This is a genomic window from Variovorax sp. 3319 (assembly GCF_031456585.1).
GTDB classification, from domain to species: domain Bacteria; phylum Pseudomonadota; class Gammaproteobacteria; order Burkholderiales; family Burkholderiaceae_C; genus Variovorax; species Variovorax paradoxus_P.
Genome location: NZ_JAVDUZ010000010.1, coordinates 79090 through 95641 on the forward strand (window position 1 = coordinate 79090; position 16552 = coordinate 95641).

The 16552-nt window shown below is 65.2% G+C and carries 13 protein-coding genes; 5 read left to right on the forward strand and 8 right to left on the reverse strand.

What is annotated here, in order from left to right:
* Positions 1 to 42: 42 nt before the first annotated feature.
* The 4 genes from hutC to J2X67_RS19970 all read right to left on the reverse strand — a co-directional run bounded on the left by hutC (position 43) and on the right by J2X67_RS19970 (position 3654).
* Positions 43 to 780: a histidine utilization repressor gene (gene hutC, locus J2X67_RS19955; protein WP_309955728.1), complete on the reverse strand. Its 738-nt coding sequence runs from the start codon at positions 778 to 780 to the stop codon at positions 43 to 45.
* A gap of 234 nt (positions 781 to 1014) precedes the next feature.
* The gene (locus tag J2X67_RS19960) at positions 1015 to 1806 is read right to left on the reverse strand and encodes an ABC transporter ATP-binding protein (RefSeq protein ID WP_309955730.1); all 792 of its coding nucleotides are present in this window, start codon (positions 1804 to 1806) and stop codon (positions 1015 to 1017) included.
* Between the two features lie 2 nt (positions 1807 to 1808).
* Positions 1809 to 2705, reverse strand: a complete 897-nt coding sequence (locus J2X67_RS19965) for an ABC transporter permease (RefSeq protein ID WP_309955732.1) — start codon at positions 2703 to 2705, stop codon at positions 1809 to 1811.
* The gene (locus tag J2X67_RS19970) at positions 2686 to 3654 is read right to left on the reverse strand and encodes an ABC transporter substrate-binding protein (protein WP_309955733.1); all 969 of its coding nucleotides are present in this window, start codon (positions 3652 to 3654) and stop codon (positions 2686 to 2688) included. The genes J2X67_RS19965 and J2X67_RS19970 overlap by 20 nt, the downstream gene beginning before the upstream one ends.
* 297 nt (positions 3655 to 3951) lie before the next feature.
* On the opposite strand from J2X67_RS19970, the gene recQ reads away from it, so the two are divergent.
* Complete coding sequence (recQ, locus tag J2X67_RS19975; protein WP_281149065.1) at positions 3952 to 5847, forward strand: DNA helicase RecQ; 1896 nt, start codon at positions 3952 to 3954, stop codon at positions 5845 to 5847.
* A gap of 32 nt (positions 5848 to 5879) precedes the next feature.
* Here recQ and J2X67_RS19980 read toward each other — a convergent pair whose 3' ends face one another.
* The 3 genes from J2X67_RS19980 to J2X67_RS19990 form a co-directional block, all read right to left on the reverse strand.
* Entirely contained in the window at positions 5880 to 7073 is a 1194-nt protein-coding gene (locus tag J2X67_RS19980; protein ID WP_309955735.1) for a nucleoside hydrolase, read from the reverse strand.
* A 146-nt stretch (positions 7074 to 7219) separates the two neighbouring features.
* A complete protein-coding gene (locus tag J2X67_RS19985; protein ID WP_309955737.1) occupies positions 7220 to 8815 on the reverse strand; it encodes a S41 family peptidase in 1596 nt (531 codons plus the stop codon).
* Positions 8816 to 8891: 76 nt separating this feature from the next.
* The gene (locus tag J2X67_RS19990) at positions 8892 to 11216 is read right to left on the reverse strand and encodes an AAA family ATPase (RefSeq protein ID WP_309955739.1); all 2325 of its coding nucleotides are present in this window, start codon (positions 11214 to 11216) and stop codon (positions 8892 to 8894) included.
* A 116-nt stretch (positions 11217 to 11332) separates the two neighbouring features.
* Here J2X67_RS19990 and J2X67_RS19995 point away from each other — a divergent pair, with 116 nt between their 5' ends.
* From J2X67_RS19995 to J2X67_RS20005, 3 genes are all read left to right on the forward strand, one after another.
* Entirely contained in the window at positions 11333 to 12556 is a 1224-nt protein-coding gene (locus tag J2X67_RS19995; protein WP_309955740.1) for a threonine ammonia-lyase, read from the forward strand.
* A gap of 89 nt (positions 12557 to 12645) precedes the next feature.
* Entirely contained in the window at positions 12646 to 12798 is a 153-nt protein-coding gene (locus J2X67_RS20000) for a hypothetical protein (protein ID WP_165442056.1), read from the forward strand.
* A gap of 145 nt (positions 12799 to 12943) precedes the next feature.
* Positions 12944 to 14812 carry a phosphoenolpyruvate carboxykinase (GTP) gene (locus J2X67_RS20005; RefSeq protein WP_281149060.1) on the forward strand — a complete coding sequence of 623 codons (1869 nt, stop codon included), beginning with the start codon at positions 12944 to 12946 and terminating at the stop codon, positions 14810 to 14812.
* 96 nt (positions 14813 to 14908) lie between these two features.
* Here J2X67_RS20005 and J2X67_RS20010 read toward each other — a convergent pair whose 3' ends face one another.
* Positions 14909 to 15457 carry a hypothetical protein gene (locus J2X67_RS20010; protein ID WP_309955744.1) on the reverse strand — a complete coding sequence of 183 codons (549 nt, stop codon included), beginning with the start codon at positions 15455 to 15457 and terminating at the stop codon, positions 14909 to 14911.
* 109 nt (positions 15458 to 15566) lie between these two features.
* Between J2X67_RS20010 and J2X67_RS20015 the strand changes: the two genes are divergently transcribed.
* A complete protein-coding gene (locus J2X67_RS20015; protein ID WP_309955746.1) occupies positions 15567 to 16547 on the forward strand; it encodes a LysR family transcriptional regulator in 981 nt (326 codons plus the stop codon).
* Positions 16548 to 16552 lie beyond the last annotated feature (5 nt).

Genomic DNA, 16552 nt, shown 5'->3' on the forward strand with positions numbered 1-16552 from the left:
TGGTTGCGAGAGAAGACCTACGGTTTCCGCGACAAAAAAAAATCAGCCGAACGAGGGGTTGCCGTCGGCCTTGAAACGGCTGCCCAGGCTGTAGCGCGAGGCGGGATGGAGGCAGCGCACCCAGGTGACGGGCGTGTTGCGCGTCCACGTGCGGCGCGTGAGCAGCAGGCAGGGGTCGGTGGGTTCCATGGCAAGCCGTCCGGCCTGCTCGGGGGTGGGCAGCACGGCATCGACGACGTGCTCGATCTGGTCGAAGGGCACGTTGCGCACCAGGTATTCGCTGGGTGCAACGGCGGCAAAGTCTTGCTCGAGAAAGTCGGGCACGACCTGCGGATTGACATACCGTTCTTCGAGCTGCACCGGCGTGTCGTTCTCCAGGTGCAGGCACACGCTGTGGAACACCGAGGTGCCCGCGCGCATGTCGAGCCAGGCAGCCACGTCGGGCGAGGCGGCAATGCGTTCCACCGCAAGCATCTCGCACCGGTAGTCATGGCCGCGCTGACGGATTTCGCTGGCAATGTTGGCAATCTGCAGCAACGTGGACTGGGGCTTGTTCTCGGCGACGAAGCTGCCGACGCCGGCCATGCGGACAATGCGGCCCTGCTCCATGAGCTCGCGCAGCGCACGGTTCACGGTCATGCGCGAGATGCCGAACTGGGCGACCAGTTCGCTTTCGGAAGGCAGGCGGTGGCCGGCAGGCCAGGTGCCGTCCTGGATCTTGCGGGAGATGTGATCCTTGACTTGCGCGTAGAGCGCGAGGGAGGGGAGGTCGCGCTTCATGCCGGCTTTTTGCCTTGTTGTTCTTGGCGCTGCTGTTCAGGGCGTGTGCACGCTGCCGGTGTTCCGCTGTTCAACGACTGCTCTGTGCAACGCACCCGTCGATGGGGTGCCTTGCGCAGCGAAATAAAGGAGGAGGCCGCAGGCCGGGGGACATTCGCGGAGAAAGGTACCCCGTCGGCGGGTGCGCGCCCCGAACGATCCTCAGCACGACGAACAAGAGCGCACCGCTTCATCCTAGTGCTCCGCAGCCGCCATCGACTCCGCACGAATCTCTTCCGTCAACCGTGCCTTGATTTCCATGAACTCGGGTGAGGTCTTGATCGTGTAGCTGCGCGGATGCGGAAAGTCGACCGCAATCTCGGTCTTGATGCGGCCGGGCCGGGCGCTGAACACCGCCACCCGGTTGGCCATGAAGATGGCTTCGTCGATGTCGTGCGTGACGAAGAGCACCGTCTTCTGCGCCGACTCCCAGATGCCGAGCAACAGCTCCTGCATCAGCACGCGCGTCTGGTTGTCGAGTGCGCCAAAGGGCTCGTCCAGCAGCAGCATCTTGGGGTCGTTGGCGAGCGCGCGCGCAATGGCCGTGCGCTGCTGCATGCCGCCCGAGAGCTGCTTGGGGTAGTGGTTCTCGAAACCGCGCAGCCCCACCTTGGCGATGAAGAATTCGCTGCGGTCCTTCTGGTCGGCCTCGCTCATGCCGCGTTCGCGCAGGCCGAAGCGGATGTTCTGCGCCACCGTGAGCCACGGAAAGAGCGTGTAGCTCTGGAACACCACGCCGCGGTCGGCGCCGGGGCCCTCGATGCGCTCGCCGTCGAGCAACACCTGGCCGGTGGTCGGAAAGTCGAGCCCCGCCACAATGCGCAGCAGCGTCGACTTGCCGCAGCCCGAGGGGCCGAGGATGGTGACGAAGTCGTTCTCCTTCACCTCGAAGTCGATGGGCAGCAGCGCCTGCGTGCTCTGGCCCTTGGTGCCGGTGAAGATGCGCGACACGCCCTGGATGGAAAGCTGGTTGTTGTTGTTCGTCATCATCACAGTGCTGCCCAGGCGAACATGCGGCGGTTGAGTGCCTTGAAGGCAAAGTCGGACACGAGCCCGATGACGCCGATCACGATGATCCCGAAGATGATCTGGCCGGTGTTCAGCAAGGCCTGGCTGTCGGTGATCATGTGGCCGATGCCTGAAGACGAGCCGATGAGTTCGGCCACGATCACGTAGGTCCAGGCCCAGCCCAGCACAAGGCGCAAGGTTTCGGCAATGCCGGGCGCAGCACCCGGAATGAGCACGCGCGCAACAATGCCGCGGCTCCTGGCGCCGAGCGTGTAGGCCGCTTCGACGAGGTCGCGCCGCGCGCCGCCCACCGTTACCGCCACCATCAGCACGATCTGGAAGAACGAGCCGATGAAGATCACCAGCAGCTTCTGCATTTCGCCCAGGCCCGCCCACAGGATGAGCAGCGGAATGAACGCCGAGGCCGGCAGGTAGCGGCAGAACGAGACGAACGGCTCGAAGAAGGCTTCCACAGCCTTCCACGTGCCCATGGCAATGCCCAGCGGCACCGCGAGCACGGCTGCCAGCAGAAAGCCGCCGAACACGCGCCACACGGTCATGCCCACGTCGCCGATGAAGCCGAACTCGGCGAAGAGCATCCAGCCTTCCTTGAGCATGGTGACCGGGCTGGCAAGGAAGGTCGGCGGCACGAAGCCGCCGAGCGTGGCAATGGACCACACGAGCACGAAGGCCACGAAGAAGCCCAGGCCGAGCAGCACACGCGCGCGGCCGCTGATGGGCTCGAGCGGTGCGAGCGTGCGGCGCCGCGAGGGCACGGCAGGCTTGGCGGAACCGGCGGAAGCGAGAGAGGTGGCCGACCCAGGTGCCGCCGCGCGCGGCGGCACCTGCGGCAGGGCCTTACTTGACGAAGCTTGCATCGAAGGTGGCTGCGTAGTCTTCAGGAGCCTTGCGGATCACGCCGGCTTCCAACAGGATGGGCGTGGCTTCCTTCATGAAGCTGGTGAGTTCGCCCGCAAAGAACTTCTGGTTGGCGGCCTTGTCCTGCCAGCGCAAGAAGGCCGACGACTTGGCAAACTGCTCGCCGGTCTGCTTGACGGCCGATCCCATCAGTTCGTTGGCCTTGGCCGGGTCGGCCTTGATCATGTCGAGCGCCTCGAAGTACGACTGCGTGAGCGCCTGCGCCGCCTTGGCGTTGGCCTTGAGCCAGGTGGGCGCGCAGCCGACGGTGTCCATCACCATCGGGTAGTCGAGCGTGGTGGCCAGGATCTTGCCGGCGGTGGGATTGGCGCGCACGGTCGAAAGATAGGGCTCATAGGTCATGGCGGCGTCGTTCTGGCCGGCCACGAACGCCTGGGCAGCGGGCTGCGGCTCGAGCGAAACCACCTTCACATCCTTCAGCGTCATGCCGTTCTTGTTGAGCATCCAGGCCAGGCCGAAGTACGGCGCGGTGCCGGGCGCGCTCACGCCGATGGTCTTGCCCTTGAGGTCGGCAAAGCTCTTCACGTCGTTGCGCACTGCCAGGCCGTCGGCGCCGTAGGACTTGTCCATCTGGAAGATCTGCACGATGGGCACGCCGTTGGCGTTCCAGGCCACATGCGTTTCGACCGTGGTGGCTGCGCACTGGATGGCGCCCGCGGCCAGGGCCAAGTGGCGGTCCTTCTGCGGGATCATCTTCAGTTCGACGTCCAGGCCGTTCTTCTTGAAGATGCCGGCCTTGTCAGCCAGCGAAAGCGGCGCAAAGCCGGTCCAGCCGGACATGCCGAGCGCGATCTTGGTTTCTTGCGCGGCGGCCGTTCCGGCCATGCCCGCTGCACATGCGCCTGCTGCCAGCAGGGAAGCGACTTTCACAACTACCGTCTTGACCATGGGTACTCCTGGTTCCGTTTCTTGATGATGGCTAGGCGATGCGCTGCCGATCACGGGCTGCGCGCGCCTCGCATTGTTGCCGAGCGCTCCAACTTGTATATACAGGATAACCCGGGAGGGCCGTTTCGGTGCATGCCGTCAGGAAAATGCACCAGATTGCTGTCTATACAGGAAGGGTGGCGGGACAGGTTTTGCGATTGCAAACCTCGTGCCACAGTCATGCCGATGCTGCTGGGGGACAATCCGGCTTCGCTCCCTTTTTCTCCTTCTCGCCCTCGCACTGCCCGCTCCCGCCCTGTGTCCTCGCTCGCTCCCCTCCCCCTCGACGCTCCCGGCAGCAGCAGCGCACCCGCCGACATCCTTCACGAAGTCTTCGGCTATTCGCAGTTCCGCGGGCCGCAGCAGGAGATCGTCGACCATGTGGTGGGCGGCGGCGACGCCCTGGTGCTGATGCCCACGGGCGGCGGCAAGTCGCTCTGCTACCAGATACCGGCCATTGCGCGGCAGCGGGCGGGGCGTGGCGTGTCGGTGGTGGTGTCGCCGCTCATTGCGCTGATGCACGACCAGGTCGGCGCGCTGCACGAAGCCGGCGTCAATGCGGCGTTTCTCAATTCGACGCTCGACTGGGAACAGACGCAGGACGTGGAGCGCCGCATGCTGCGCGGCGAAATCACGCTGCTGTATGCGGCGCCCGAGCGCGTGAACACGCCGCGTTTTCTGTCGCAGCTCGATTCGCTGAAAGAGCGCGGCAAGCTCTCGCTGTTCGCAATCGACGAGGCGCATTGCGTGAGCCAGTGGGGCCACGACTTCCGGCCCGAATACCGCGCACTCACGGTGCTGCACGAGCGCTATCCGGGCGTGCCGCGTATTGCACTCACCGCCACGGCCGATGCGCTCACGCGCGCCGACATCGTCGAGCGGCTGCAGCTCGAAGAAGCGCGGCAGTTCGTCTCCAGCTTCGACCGGCCGAACATCCGCTACACCATCGTCGAGAAGAAAGACGCGACCACGCAGCTGCTGCGCTTTATCGAGCGCGAACACGAAGGCGATGCGGGCGTGGTCTATTGCCAGTCGCGCAAGCGCGTGGAAGACGTGGCCGTGACGCTGCAGGGCGCGGGCATCAACGCCCTGCCCTACCACGCGGGGCTGGACGCCGCGGTGCGGCAGAAGCACCAGGACCGGTTCCTGCGCGAGGAAGGCATCGTGATGGTGGCAACCATCGCCTTCGGCATGGGCATCGACAAGCCCGACGTGCGCTTTGTCGGCCACCTCGACATGCCCAAGAACATCGAAGGCTACTACCAGGAAACCGGCCGCGCGGGCCGCGACGGCGCACCCGCCGACGCATGGATGGCCTACGGCCTGCAAGATGTGGTGAACCAGCGCCGCATGATCGACGAGAGCCCCGCGGGCGAAGAGTTCAAGCAGGTGATGCGCGGCAAACTCGATGCGCTGCTCTCGCTGGCCGAGGCGAGCGACTGCCGGCGCGTGCGGCTCCTGGGCTACTTCGGCGAAAAGAGCACGCCCTGCGGAAATTGCGACAACTGCCTCAACCCGCCGCAGGTTTGGGACGGCACCGACGCCGCGCGCAAGCTGCTCTCCACCATCTATCGCGTGCAGCAACTGAGCGGCATCAGTTTTGGCGCGGGCCACATCATGGACATCCTGCGCGGCAAGGAGACCGAGAAGGTCAAGCAGTTCGGGCATGAGCGCATCAGCACCTTCGGGCTGGGCGCGGAGTTCAGCGAAGTGCAGCTGCGCGGCGTGCTGCGGCAGCTCATTGCCACAGGCGCGCTGGCGGTGGATGCCGAGGCCTTCAACACGCTGAAGCTCACCGAAGGATCGCGCCCGGTGCTCAAGGGCGAAGCGAACGTCACATTGCGCGAATCGATTTCGTCGCCGGCAGAGCGCAAGCCCCGGCGCGAAAAGGTGGCCAAGGGCGCGCCTTCACCGGCCGCCGCCAAGCTCGACGATTCAGGCAAGAAGCGCTTCGAGGCCCTGAAGGCCTGGCGCGCGGAAGTGGCGCGCGAGCACAACCTGCCGGCCTACGTGATCTTTCATGACGCAACGCTGGCAGCCATTGCCGAGCGCGCGCCAGCCACGCTCGAAGACCTGCAGGGCATCAGCGGCATCGGCACCAAGAAGCTCGAGGCCTACGGCGCCGAGGTGCTGCGGGTCGCCTCGGCTTTCTAGGGCCCTGCGCCTTCGCGCTTGTTTCGTTCTGTTCAGCTCGCCGGCGGCAGCGTAATGGGCACCGGCCGCGTGAGCAGGTCGACGTAGAGTTCGAAGAAGCGCGCGTTGTCGAACTTCTTCACCACCGTCATCTTCTGCAGCGTGGGCCCCGCGGGCTGCGCGCTGTAGCCAATGGAACGGCCGTTTTCGGCGGCGCCGGGCTGCGCGACCACATCGACATAGCGCTCGACTGTTTGCGTGGCATAGCTCGGATCGATGAGGTAGGCGAGCGTTAGCGTGTCCCAGATGTTCTGCGTGTACGCCGGGTTGTTCTCGAAGCCGTTGGTGCCGCTGAAGCCGTAGCCGTTGAGCTGCCTGAACACCTCGGTCACGGCGGTCGGCTTGGCCGGGTGCGCAATACGGTCGTAGATGGGCTTGGTCAGGAACACGGTGTCCGTCACGTCGAGCGGCACCACCACTTGCGGGATTGGCAGGCGCACGACGAACTGCGCCGCCTCGGGGTCGAACCACCAGTTGAACTCGGCAAACTTGGTGGTGTTGCCCGCCACGTCGATGGCGCCGCCCATGTAGATGATCTTCTTGATGAGCGGCACGATCTCGGGGTTCTGCCTGACCGCAAGCGCAATGTTGGTAAGCGGGCCAATGGCAAGAATGGTGATCTCGTTGGGGTTTGCTTTCACGGTGTCGACGATGAAGTCGACCGCGCTCTTGCGCTGCAGCACCGTGTGGGTGGCAAAACCGTCGGGCGAGGGCTTCAGGTCGGCGTCGGTCTTGGGCTCGGGCGAGCTCCAGGCACCGAGGTAGCCGTCGCCTCCGGAGCCGGCGGCCATCTCGGCCTCGATGGTGGCGTAGTTGTGGTTGAAGGCGTAGTTGGCGCCGGCATAAATGCCGATGCGGTCGCCCACGCCAAGCCGCTCGACCGACTTCAGCGCATCGGCCACGCCCTGCTTGAGCCACTGGTTGCCCGAGACCACGCTGATGCCCATGACCTGCACCTTGCCCGAAGCCTGCAGCTGCGCGGCCATGACGCCAAGCTGGCCGTCGTCGCTCATGGTGTTGTAGTCGCTGTCGATGATGATCTTTTGCGCCGGAGGCGGGGCCGAGCCGTACCCAGGCGTGACCCCGATGCCACCGTTGTTGCTGCCGCCGCCTCCGCCGCAGGCCGAGAGCACCGTGGCCAGCAAGGCTGCGGCCATCCATTTGCGGCGCTGAATCCGAATCTTCATTCCGGGCTCCTTTTTGAGTGGTTCTGCCATGTAGAACTAAATGCCAAACGATTGCGCAAACGTTTGCTACAACTCTAATGGGCAGGCCACAGGAGTGGCGAAGGGCAAGGTTTCAAGCGGTAACCGCGACACTGCGCGGACGCAAATCAGCTTGGCGAAGGCGTGGCTTCGAGCAGGCGGATCTCGCGCAGCGGCGTGCGATGAAGCAGGTAGGGCTGCTCTGCGGCAGCGTCGGGCTTTTCAAGCCCCGGAAGCGTCTTGGCCGAAGCGGATGCGGGGCATGCACCGCCATTGCGTATTGCCAGCGCGGCCGCCAGGCGGGCCTCGGCCGGGTCGCCGAGCGCATGGTCGAAATCATCGGCCACGGTGCAGCTGGGTGCGAAGCCGTCGCCATAGTCGCCAAAGTCCTTGGCATTGACGCCCTGGAACTGAATGGCGAAGTAGCTGGTGCCGCAGTTGTCCTGCGGAGAAAAACCGTAGGGCTTGCCGCAGGTGGCGCCGCCCACAAGGTTGACCTGCACGTCGACGCCGCGCAGGCTGTTGATGACCGACTCGCTCGCCGAGCAGGTGTCGGGGCCAACCAGCACCGTGACCCGCGAGAGGCCGAGCGTTGGCAGGGGCGTGCCGCTGCGGCTGGTGCCGTAGAACGGTATGACCGCCTGCGCCGGCGTGAGGTTGAACGGGTTCTTGTCGTTGAAGACAAGGCGCTCGAAGGTCTTGCCCGACGTTGCGGCGGGCGAAGCCACCATGGTGGCCAGCCGGCTTGCAATGTTGAGTTGGCCGCCGCCGTTGTAGCGCATGTCGAGCACCAGGTCCTGGATGCCGCTGCCGGCCTTCAGCTGGTTGACCGCATTGATGAGCTGCGCTTCGGAGGTGGTGATGTGGTCGTTGAAGAGCAGGTAGCCCACGCGGCCGCTGCCGGTGTCGATGGTCTTCACGTTCTGCACCGGTGTGCGCGTGATGCTCGCGGCTGCCAGCGTCACCGTGCGGGTCGCACTGCCTTCCTGCAGCTTGAAGGTGTGCGATTCGCCGATGGTGGTGGGCGAAATGCCGCGGTTGATGACAGTGGTGTTGGTGCCCTCTATTACATCGACGCCATCGACTTCGAGCACCTTTGCGCCGCGTGCAATGCCGGCCGATGCCGCGGGCGAGCCAGGTTCAGTGAAGGCAATGCGCAGATCGCGCGGCCGCGAGTTGCGAACGAACGCGAACTCCATGCCGTAGCCCGGCGCCACGCCGTTCTGCGAAAGCTGCCGGTACCGTTCGGTGTCGTACACGTAGTGAAAGCGGTCCTTCGCACGGCCCGATGCGGCAATGGCCGGGCTCTTGAGCACGCTGAAATAGGCCACCGGCGTGGCGTAGTCGGCGGCCTTGAGAGTGGTCGGCACTTCGCCGTACCAAAGATAGGTTTCGTTGATCCAGCCGCGCACCCAGCGCTTCTCGTCGGTCAGCGAGCCGGCCTTGTCGGGGTACGCGGTGCCGGTCTCGGGGTTGGTGCCCGTGCGCGGCGCAGCGCAAAGGCCGGCCACGGTGGCCGAGGCGACGATGGTGTCGTCATTGCTGCCGCTCGCGGGAGGCGCGGCGGTGGGTGGCAGGATGATTGGCAGCGCGGCGCCGCCCCCTCCTCCACCACCACCGCCACAACCGGCCAGTACGACCGATGCACAGGCAATGGCAAATGCCGCTTGCATGCGGGCAATGGAGCGCGGCTTCTTTAGCGCGTTCACTTCGAGTGGATTCATCGAGCCCCTCCTCGTGTCCGCTGCGGCGGACGATATTTTCTTTTTGCCGCTTTCCCGCGGCCGTGCACTGCGCCGTCTACTGCACGAAACCCATGCCGCGGGATTCGCGCACTTCGGGTTTGATGCGGTGCTCGGCCTCGAGCTGGTCAAGAAACTCGGCAGCCGAGAAATCGACCGCAAGAATGTCCGTCTGCCGTTTCACGGCCGCAAAATCGCCCGGGCACAGCTGCCGCATTTGCGCCAGGCGTGCCTTGGCTTCGCCTGTGAGCAATGCGGCATCGCCGGCCAGCGCCTCGGTGATGAACATGCGCTCGCGCTGGGCCGCAGTGAGCGGCATGAACTTGATCTTGAACGTGAAGCGCCTGAGCGCGGCCTGGTCGAGCCGGTCGAGCAGGTTGGTGGTGCAGATGAAGACGCCGTTGAAGCGCTCCATGCCCTGCAGCATCTCGTTGACCTCCGTCACTTCGTACGTGCGCTGCGCGCCGCGACGGTCCTGCAGAAAGCTGTCGGCCTCGTCGAGCAGCAGCACGGCTTTTTCGGCCTCCGCCTCTTTGAACATGGCGGCCATGTTCTGCTCGGTTTCGCCGACGTACTTGCTCATGAGGTCGCTGGCCTGCTTGATGATGAGCGGCCGGCCGATGGCCTTGGCAATGTGCTCGGCCAACGCCGTCTTGCCGGTGCCGGGCGCGCCGTAGAAGCACAGCGTGCCGTGCCCGCGCGCCTTGATGGCCGCCACGATGCGCGGAATTTCGAAGCGGGTCTCGACATTGAGCATGTCCAAGTCGTAGGTGGTCACGCTGCGCCGTTCACCCAGGCCCGTATCGAGCGTACCCAACGCGAGGTCGGCGTTCTTGAGCTGCCGCTCGATCAGCGCTTCCATCGATGCGCCTTCGGTTTGCGCGAGCCCCGCAAAGCGCACCGCGGTGCGGATCTGCGCGGGCGTGAGGCCCTTGCGTTCGGCGAGCTTGGCGGTAAAGGCCTCCGACACCACGATGCCTTCAAGCGTTTTCTTGATCAGCTGCTCGCGCGCACCGGGCGGGGGCGACTTGAGTTCGAGGTGATACGCAAAGCGGCGCCGGAACGCGGGGTCGATCTGCTCGATGCGGTTGGTGACCCACAGCGTGGGCACGGGGTTGGCTTCGAGGATCTGGTTGACCCAGGCCTTGCCGCTCACGCTGCCGCTGGTGGGCGCCGGAATCTGCTCGGCACGCGCCATGAACTGCGCGGCTTCGGTGCTGATGGGCGGAAACACGTCTTCCACCTCGTCGAACAGCAGCGCGGCCTGGGCGCTGCCCTTGAGGAACACCTGCGCAATCTGCAGCGAACGGTAGCGGTCGCGGCCACTCAGCGAGTTGCCGTCGCGGTCGGCGTATTCAACTTCGAAGAGCTCAAGCCCCGCGGCCTGCGCCACCACCTTGGCAAGTTCGGTCTTGCCGGTGCCGGGCGGTCCGTAGAGCAGCACGTTGACGCCGGGCTCCTTGCGTGCCACCGCGGCGCGCAGCAGCGTGACGAGCATTTGCGCGTCTTCCTGCACGAAGGAAAAGTCGTGCGTGGTGAGCGTGCTCTTGGCGGAGGGCCGCGTGAACACGGCCATGAGTTCGTTGTGGTCGCGGTATTCGCGCATCAGCACCGGCGGCAGCTTTTCGCTCACTTTCATGAGGTCGGCCAGGTCGGTGATGTTGTGCTCGGAAATCAGGTTTTCGACCAGGCCGATGCGCTCGAGCCGCGAGCCCGCGCGCAATGCCTCGCCCACCTCGCTCGCATTGACGCCCGCAATGTCGGCAATGGCCGCATAGGCTTCGGGCGCGTTGTTGACCTTGAACTCCACCAGCAGCGAACGCAGGTCGCGCTGGTAGCGCGCGAGCGTGCCGTAGAGCAGCAGCGCACGCTCGGCCTTGTTCAGCTGCAGCAGGCCTGCGAGCGCATCGATGTTCTTTTCGACGAGCGTCGATTGCTTTCGCAGCGCATGCGTGAGCCAGTCGCGCGTAACGGCCAGCACCGAGAGCAGGTCCTTGGGGTAGTCCTTGGCGTATTCGTCCAGGTAGAAAAAAAGCGTGCCTTCTTCATAGGGGCCGCGCCATACGCCGTGCCGCTCGAGCAGGGTGCGGCCGTCGAAGTTCTCGACACCCTTCCAGGCCTCGTTGCCGGCGCAGCGGCGGCCGAGAAATTCGCGCAGCCGCTGCAGCACCGCAACGGGCCACACCAGGTGGCGGCCGGTGAGCGACAGCAGGCCGTTGATGTCGCGGCGCACGTTGAAGCGAGGCCCCTGCTTGGCGGCGAGCGTGAGCACGAAGTGCGAGCACATGAGCTCGAGCACCGGCGCCCCCTTGAGCCCGGGCGACGGCAAGGCCTGCCCGCGTACCGCAGCAGCCACCACATCGACACCCGCACGCTTGACCATCAAACAACCTCCAGACGAGGAATTTCCTGGAGCGACCATAACGCAGACTTTTAGCTTGGGGAAGACGCAGGAACGGTAAAAACCCTGATGGTGCGATTCCAGCCACAATGCCCGCCATGGTCGGAATCGAAGAAATCCGGCGCGCCGCGGCGCGTCTGCAGGGTCAGGTGCTCAATACGCCTTGCGTCGAGTCGCGCACGCTCTCGGAGATCGTGGGTGCGCAGGTCTACCTGAAGTTCGAGAACCTGCAGTTCACATCCTCGTTCAAGGAACGCGGTGCGTGCAACAAGCTGGTCGATCTTTCGGAGAACGGCCCCGCAGGCGACGGCAAGGAAACCGCGCGCGGCGTGATCGCCATGTCGGCCGGCAACCATGCCCAGGGTGTGGCCTATCACGCGCAGCGGCTCGGCCTTCGCGCGCTGATCGTGATGCCGCGCTTCACGCCCGGCGTAAAGATAGAGCGCACGCGCGGCTTTGGCGCCGAGGTGGTGCTGCACGGCGACACGCTGGACGCGGCCCGCGCGCATGCGCTGGAACTGGCCGAGCGCGAAGGGCTGACCTTCGTCCATCCCTATGACGACGAGGCCATCATCGCGGGCCAGGGCACCGTGGCGCTCGAAATGCTCGACGTGGTGCCCGATCTCGACGCGCTGGTGGTGTCGGTTGGCGGCGGCGGGCTGATTGCCGGCATGGCCATTGCGGCACGCGACCGCAAGCCAGGCATCGAAATTGTCGGCGTGCAGACCACGCGCTTTCCGGGCATGGTCAATGCCGTCAAGGGCACGCAGCACCTGCAGGGCAAGAGCACCATCGCCGAGGGCATCGCGGTTGGCACGCCGGGCGTACTCACGCGCGAGATCATCGCCAAACATGTGGACGACCTGCTGCTGGTCGACGAGGGCGACATCGAGCAGGGCGTGCTGATGCTGCTCGAAATCGAGAAAACGCTGGTCGAGGGCGCCGGCGCCGCGGGCCTTGCGGCGCTGATCCGCCATCCGGAGCGCTTCAGGGGCAAGCGCGTGGGGCTGGTGCTTTCGGGCGGAAACATCGATCCGCTGCTGCTCGCAGCCATCATCGAGCGCGGCATGGTGCGGGCCGGCCGGCTGGCGCGCGTGCGGGTGAGCGCACGCGATGTGCCGGGCTCATTGGCCCAGATTACGGCCACTGTGGCGGAAGCGGGCGCTAACGTCGATGAGGTTCATCATCAACGCGCCTTTACCATGCTGGCAGCGCAGAATGTCGATATCGAGCTGGTGCTGCAGACCCGCGGACGGGCCCACCTGGCCAGTGTGCTGGGTGCGCTTCACGACGCAGGCTTCGAGGCCGAAGAGCAGCACTGAGGGGCCCCTGGCAACCCCCTAGACCGCCGGGCCGGGGCCCATCGGTAAAATGCCCGCAGTTTTGTATTTGTGTATTCGAGGTACTTTCAATGTCCAACCCTACGCCCGTCGAGCCGCACCACGCGGCCGCCGTTGAAAAAGACGCCGTCGAATCGGTCGTTCACCTGATGCCGCTCGTCCTGCCGCTGGCCGGCGGCGTGTTGATGCTTTTGCTTGCATCCATTGCTGTCTATTTGGCCTGACAGGCATTAGCGTCTCCGTCCGCGGGCTTTGCGGCCCGCGTTGACGCAGTCTCCCAACGCGAAACGTTTTCTCAAACGGACCTCCGTGCCTCCATGGCGCGGCGTCCCGTTCGGAAAGACGATTTTTCAACTTAGGAGATTTCCGATGAACGCACCCACGATGCAGGGCCTCGCCATTCAGGCACCCTCATACGTCAAGAACGCAAAACTGATTGCCTGGGTGGCCGATATGGCCGCGCTCTGCAAACCCGAGGCCATCTACTGGTGCGACGGCAGCAAGGAAGAGTACGACCGCCTGTGCCAGAAACTGGTCGACGCGGGTACCTTCAAGAAGCTCAACCCGGCCAAGCGCCCCAACTCCTTCCTCGCGGCTTCCGACCCGAGCGACGTGGCGCGCGTTGAAGACCGCACCTTCATCTGCTCCGAAAAGAAGGAAGACGCCGGCCCCACCAACAACTGGATGGCCCCGGCCGAGATGCGCGCCACGCTGCAGCCGCTGTTCGACGGCTGCATGAAGGGCCGCACGATGTATGTGGTGCCGTTCAGCATGGGCCCGCTCGGCTCGCCCATTGCGCACATCGGCATCGAGCTTTCCGACTCGCCTTACGTGGCGGTCAACATGAAGATCATGACGCGCATGGGCAAGGCCGTGTACGAAGTGCTCGGCGCCGATGGCGAGTTCGTGCCCTGCGTGCATACCGTGGGCGCACCGCTCGAGCCGGGCCAGAAGGACGTGACCTGGCCCTGCAACAAGACGAAGTACATCGTTCATTACCCCGAAACCCGCGAGATCTGGAGCTACGGCTCGGGCTACGGCGGCAACGCGCTGCTGGGCAAGAAGTGCTTTGCGCTGCGCATCGCGTCCACCATGGGCCGCGACGAGGGCTGGCTCGCCGAGCACATGCTCATCCTCGGCGTGACCTCGCCCCAGGGCAAGAAGTACCACGTGGCGGCCGCTTTCCCCTCGGCCTGCGGCAAGACCAACTTCTCGATGCTGGTGCCCCCGGCCGGCTTCGACGGCTGGCAAGTGACGACCATCGGCGACGACATTGCCTGGATCAAGCCTGGCAAGGATGGCCGCATGTACGCCATCAACCCCGAAGCCGGCTACTTTGGCGTGGCCCCCGGCACCAACCTCAAGACCAACCCCAACTGCCTGAAGAGCCTGGACCGCGACGTGATCTTCACCAACGTGGCCCTCACCGATGACGGCGATGTGTGGTGGGAAGGCCTGGAAGACGACGTGCCCGGCAAGAAGCTGCCAGAGCACCTGATCGACTGGCAGGGCAAGGACTGGACGCCGCAGATCGCCAAGGAAACCGGCGCCAAGGCCGCGCACCCGAACTCCCGCTTTACCGTGGCCGCCACCAACAACCCGGCGCTCGACCCGGCCTGGGACGACCCCGCCGGCGTACCGATCGACGCTTTCATCTTCGGCGGCCGCCGCTCGACCACGGTGCCGCTGGTGACCGAGGGCCGCAACTGGACCGAAGGCGTCTACATGGCCGCCACCATGGGTTCGGAAACCACCGCCGCCATCGTCGGCCAGGTGGGCGTGGTGCGCCGCGATCCGTTCGCAATGCTGGCCTTCATGGGCTACAACATGAGCGACTACTTCCAGCACTGGCTCGACCTGGGCAAGAAGCTGGAAGCATCGGGCGCCAAGCAGCCGAAGATCTACACGACCAACTGGTTCCGCAAGGGCCCGGACGGCAAGTTCGTGTGGCCGGGCTACGGCGAGAACATGCGCGTGCTCAAGTGGATCATCGACCGCATCGAAGGCAAGGCCGAGGGCGTGGACCATGTCTTCGGCGTGAGCCCGCGCTACGAAGACCTCAACTGGACCGGCCTTGATTTCAGCGCCGAGCAGTACGCCACCGTTACCAACATCGACAAGGCTGCCTGGCAGGCCGAGCTGAAGCTGCACGCCGAGCTGTTCGAGCAGCTGGCGCACCACCTGCCGAAGGAACTGCCTGAAACCAAGGCAGCCATCGAGCAGCGCCTCGCGGCCTGACGCTTGCCACCGTGCGGCGCGAACAAGCCGCACCAACGAAAAAAAGCCGCCCAAGGGCGGCTTTTTCATGACTCGGCCAGCGAAGCGATCGAAGGATCAGTAGTAGCGCGAGCTGTTCATGCGGCGCATTGCTTCATAGAGCGTCGGCATGCGGGCGTCGTTGGTACGTGCAGCCTTGCGGGCCGCTGCGTCTACCTTGGCAACGGCGGCGGTGGAAGCCTTGCCTTCCGACTGCTGGCGCCACACGGCGGCTTGCAGTTCTTGCATCACGCGCGGGTCGCTGTGCGCGGTGGCAAGAAAGCGGGCGTCGGCGCGATTGGCCGCACGGCGCTGGGCGGCTGCGTTCCAAAGGCCTGCAACCTTGCTGGCCGGTGCGCGCAGCGAGCTGGCAAAGAGAGCGATGCCGGCAAAAACAGCGCCGCAGAGCACGGCCCAGGCGGCGAGCAGAGCGCCTTCGTCCCAGGTGGAAACGAGCTTGTCGCCCACCACCAGCACCGCCGCGATCACGGCGACGACGAGCAGGGCGATCAGCGGGCGCGAACCGTTTGCGCCGGCGCGGGCGGCCTTGATCTGGCCGAAGAGAATCTCGGCGCGTTCAACGCCGGGATGGGAAGTGGGTTGGTCAACGTGGACAAAGCTGGTCATGATGGAATCCCTCCAGGGATAAGTGGCTGAGTGCCGATGGGGTAGATATTAGGGTTTGCCCTAGTGTTACGCCACTTTATCTTTCTGATGCTTATCATTCACAACACTGATGGACGTCAACTTTCGCACACTCGACCTCAACCTCCTGCGCGTTTTCGACGAGGTCATGGCGGAGCGCAACCTGACCCGGGCGGCGCGCAACCTCTCGATCACACAGCCGGCGGTGAGCAACGCGCTGCGCCGCCTGCGCGATGTGCTGGGCGACGAGCTGGTCATGCGGGCCGGCGCGGGCGTGGAGCCCACGCCGCGCGCGCTGGCGCTTTGGCCCACCGTGCGGGAGGCGCTGCGGCAGCTGCAGCACACCCTGGCGCCGGGCGAGTTCGACGCCGGGATTGCGGACACCACTTTTCTGCTGGCCATGGCCGACGCCACGGCCGCCGAGCTCATTCCAGGGCTGGTGCAGATCGTGGAGAAGGAAGCGCCCGCTATCTCGCTACGCGTTCTGCCACTTACAACCCGCGATCCGCGGCGCATGCTCGAGCAGGAAGAAGTCGACATGGCGATCGGCTACTTTCCGGCCGTGATCGCCAGCCTGGCGGCACGCGGACAATCGGGCGTGGGGGTGGCGTTCGAGACCCAGCGGCTCTACCTGGGCCAGTACGTTTGCGTGATGCGGCGCGGCCATCCGCTGGCGAATGCACCGCTCACGCTGGACGACTACTGCGCCGCGCGGCATCTGCTGGTGAGCTTTTCAGGCCGCCCGTACGGCTTTATCGACCAGACGCTGGGCGCCATGGGCCGCGAGCGGCGCATCGTGGTGACCGTGAACCAGTTTTTCACGGCAGGGCGCGTGGTCGCCAATTCAGACCTGCTCACGGTGCTGCCGCGGCATTTTGTGACCGTGACCGGCATCGACGACCAGCTGGTGCTGCGCGACCTGCCCTTCGACCAGCCGATGGTGCACGTCGACGCCATCTGGCATCGGCGCGCACAGCACCTGCATTCGCACGAATGGCTGCGTACCGCGCTGTTGCGCTCCGCGGCGGCGGCTTTTGCGGATTCGGTCCTCGGGCAGAAAGTGCCCGGGTGACCCTC

Excerpts from the sequence above, each read along its gene's own strand:
- J2X67_RS19995 (WP_309955740.1), top strand. The coding sequence starts at position 11,333 with ATGGTCGGAATCGAAGAAATCCGGCGCGCCGCGGCGCGTCTGCAGGGT.
- J2X67_RS19980 (WP_309955735.1), bottom strand. The coding sequence starts at position 7,073 with ATGAAGATTCGGATTCAGCGCCGCAAATGGATGGCCGCAGCCTTGCTG.
- J2X67_RS20015 (WP_309955746.1), top strand. The coding sequence starts at position 15,567 with ATGGACGTCAACTTTCGCACACTCGACCTCAACCTCCTGCGCGTTTTC.
- J2X67_RS20010 (WP_309955744.1), bottom strand. The coding sequence starts at position 15,457 with ATGACCAGCTTTGTCCACGTTGACCAACCCACTTCCCATCCCGGCGTT.
- hutC (WP_309955728.1), bottom strand. The coding sequence starts at position 780 with ATGAAGCGCGACCTCCCCTCCCTCGCGCTCTACGCGCAAGTCAAGGAT.
- J2X67_RS20005 (WP_281149060.1), top strand. The coding sequence starts at position 12,944 with ATGAACGCACCCACGATGCAGGGCCTCGCCATTCAGGCACCCTCATAC.
- J2X67_RS19965 (WP_309955732.1), bottom strand. The coding sequence starts at position 2,705 with ATGCAAGCTTCGTCAAGTAAGGCCCTGCCGCAGGTGCCGCCGCGCGCG.
- J2X67_RS19970 (WP_309955733.1), bottom strand. The coding sequence starts at position 3,654 with ATGGTCAAGACGGTAGTTGTGAAAGTCGCTTCCCTGCTGGCAGCAGGC.
- J2X67_RS19990 (WP_309955739.1), bottom strand. The coding sequence starts at position 11,216 with ATGGTCAAGCGTGCGGGTGTCGATGTGGTGGCTGCTGCGGTACGCGGG.
- J2X67_RS19985 (WP_309955737.1), bottom strand. The coding sequence starts at position 8,815 with ATGAATCCACTCGAAGTGAACGCGCTAAAGAAGCCGCGCTCCATTGCC.
- J2X67_RS19960 (WP_309955730.1), bottom strand. The coding sequence starts at position 1,806 with ATGACGAACAACAACAACCAGCTTTCCATCCAGGGCGTGTCGCGCATC.
- J2X67_RS20000 (WP_165442056.1), top strand. The coding sequence starts at position 12,646 with ATGTCCAACCCTACGCCCGTCGAGCCGCACCACGCGGCCGCCGTTGAA.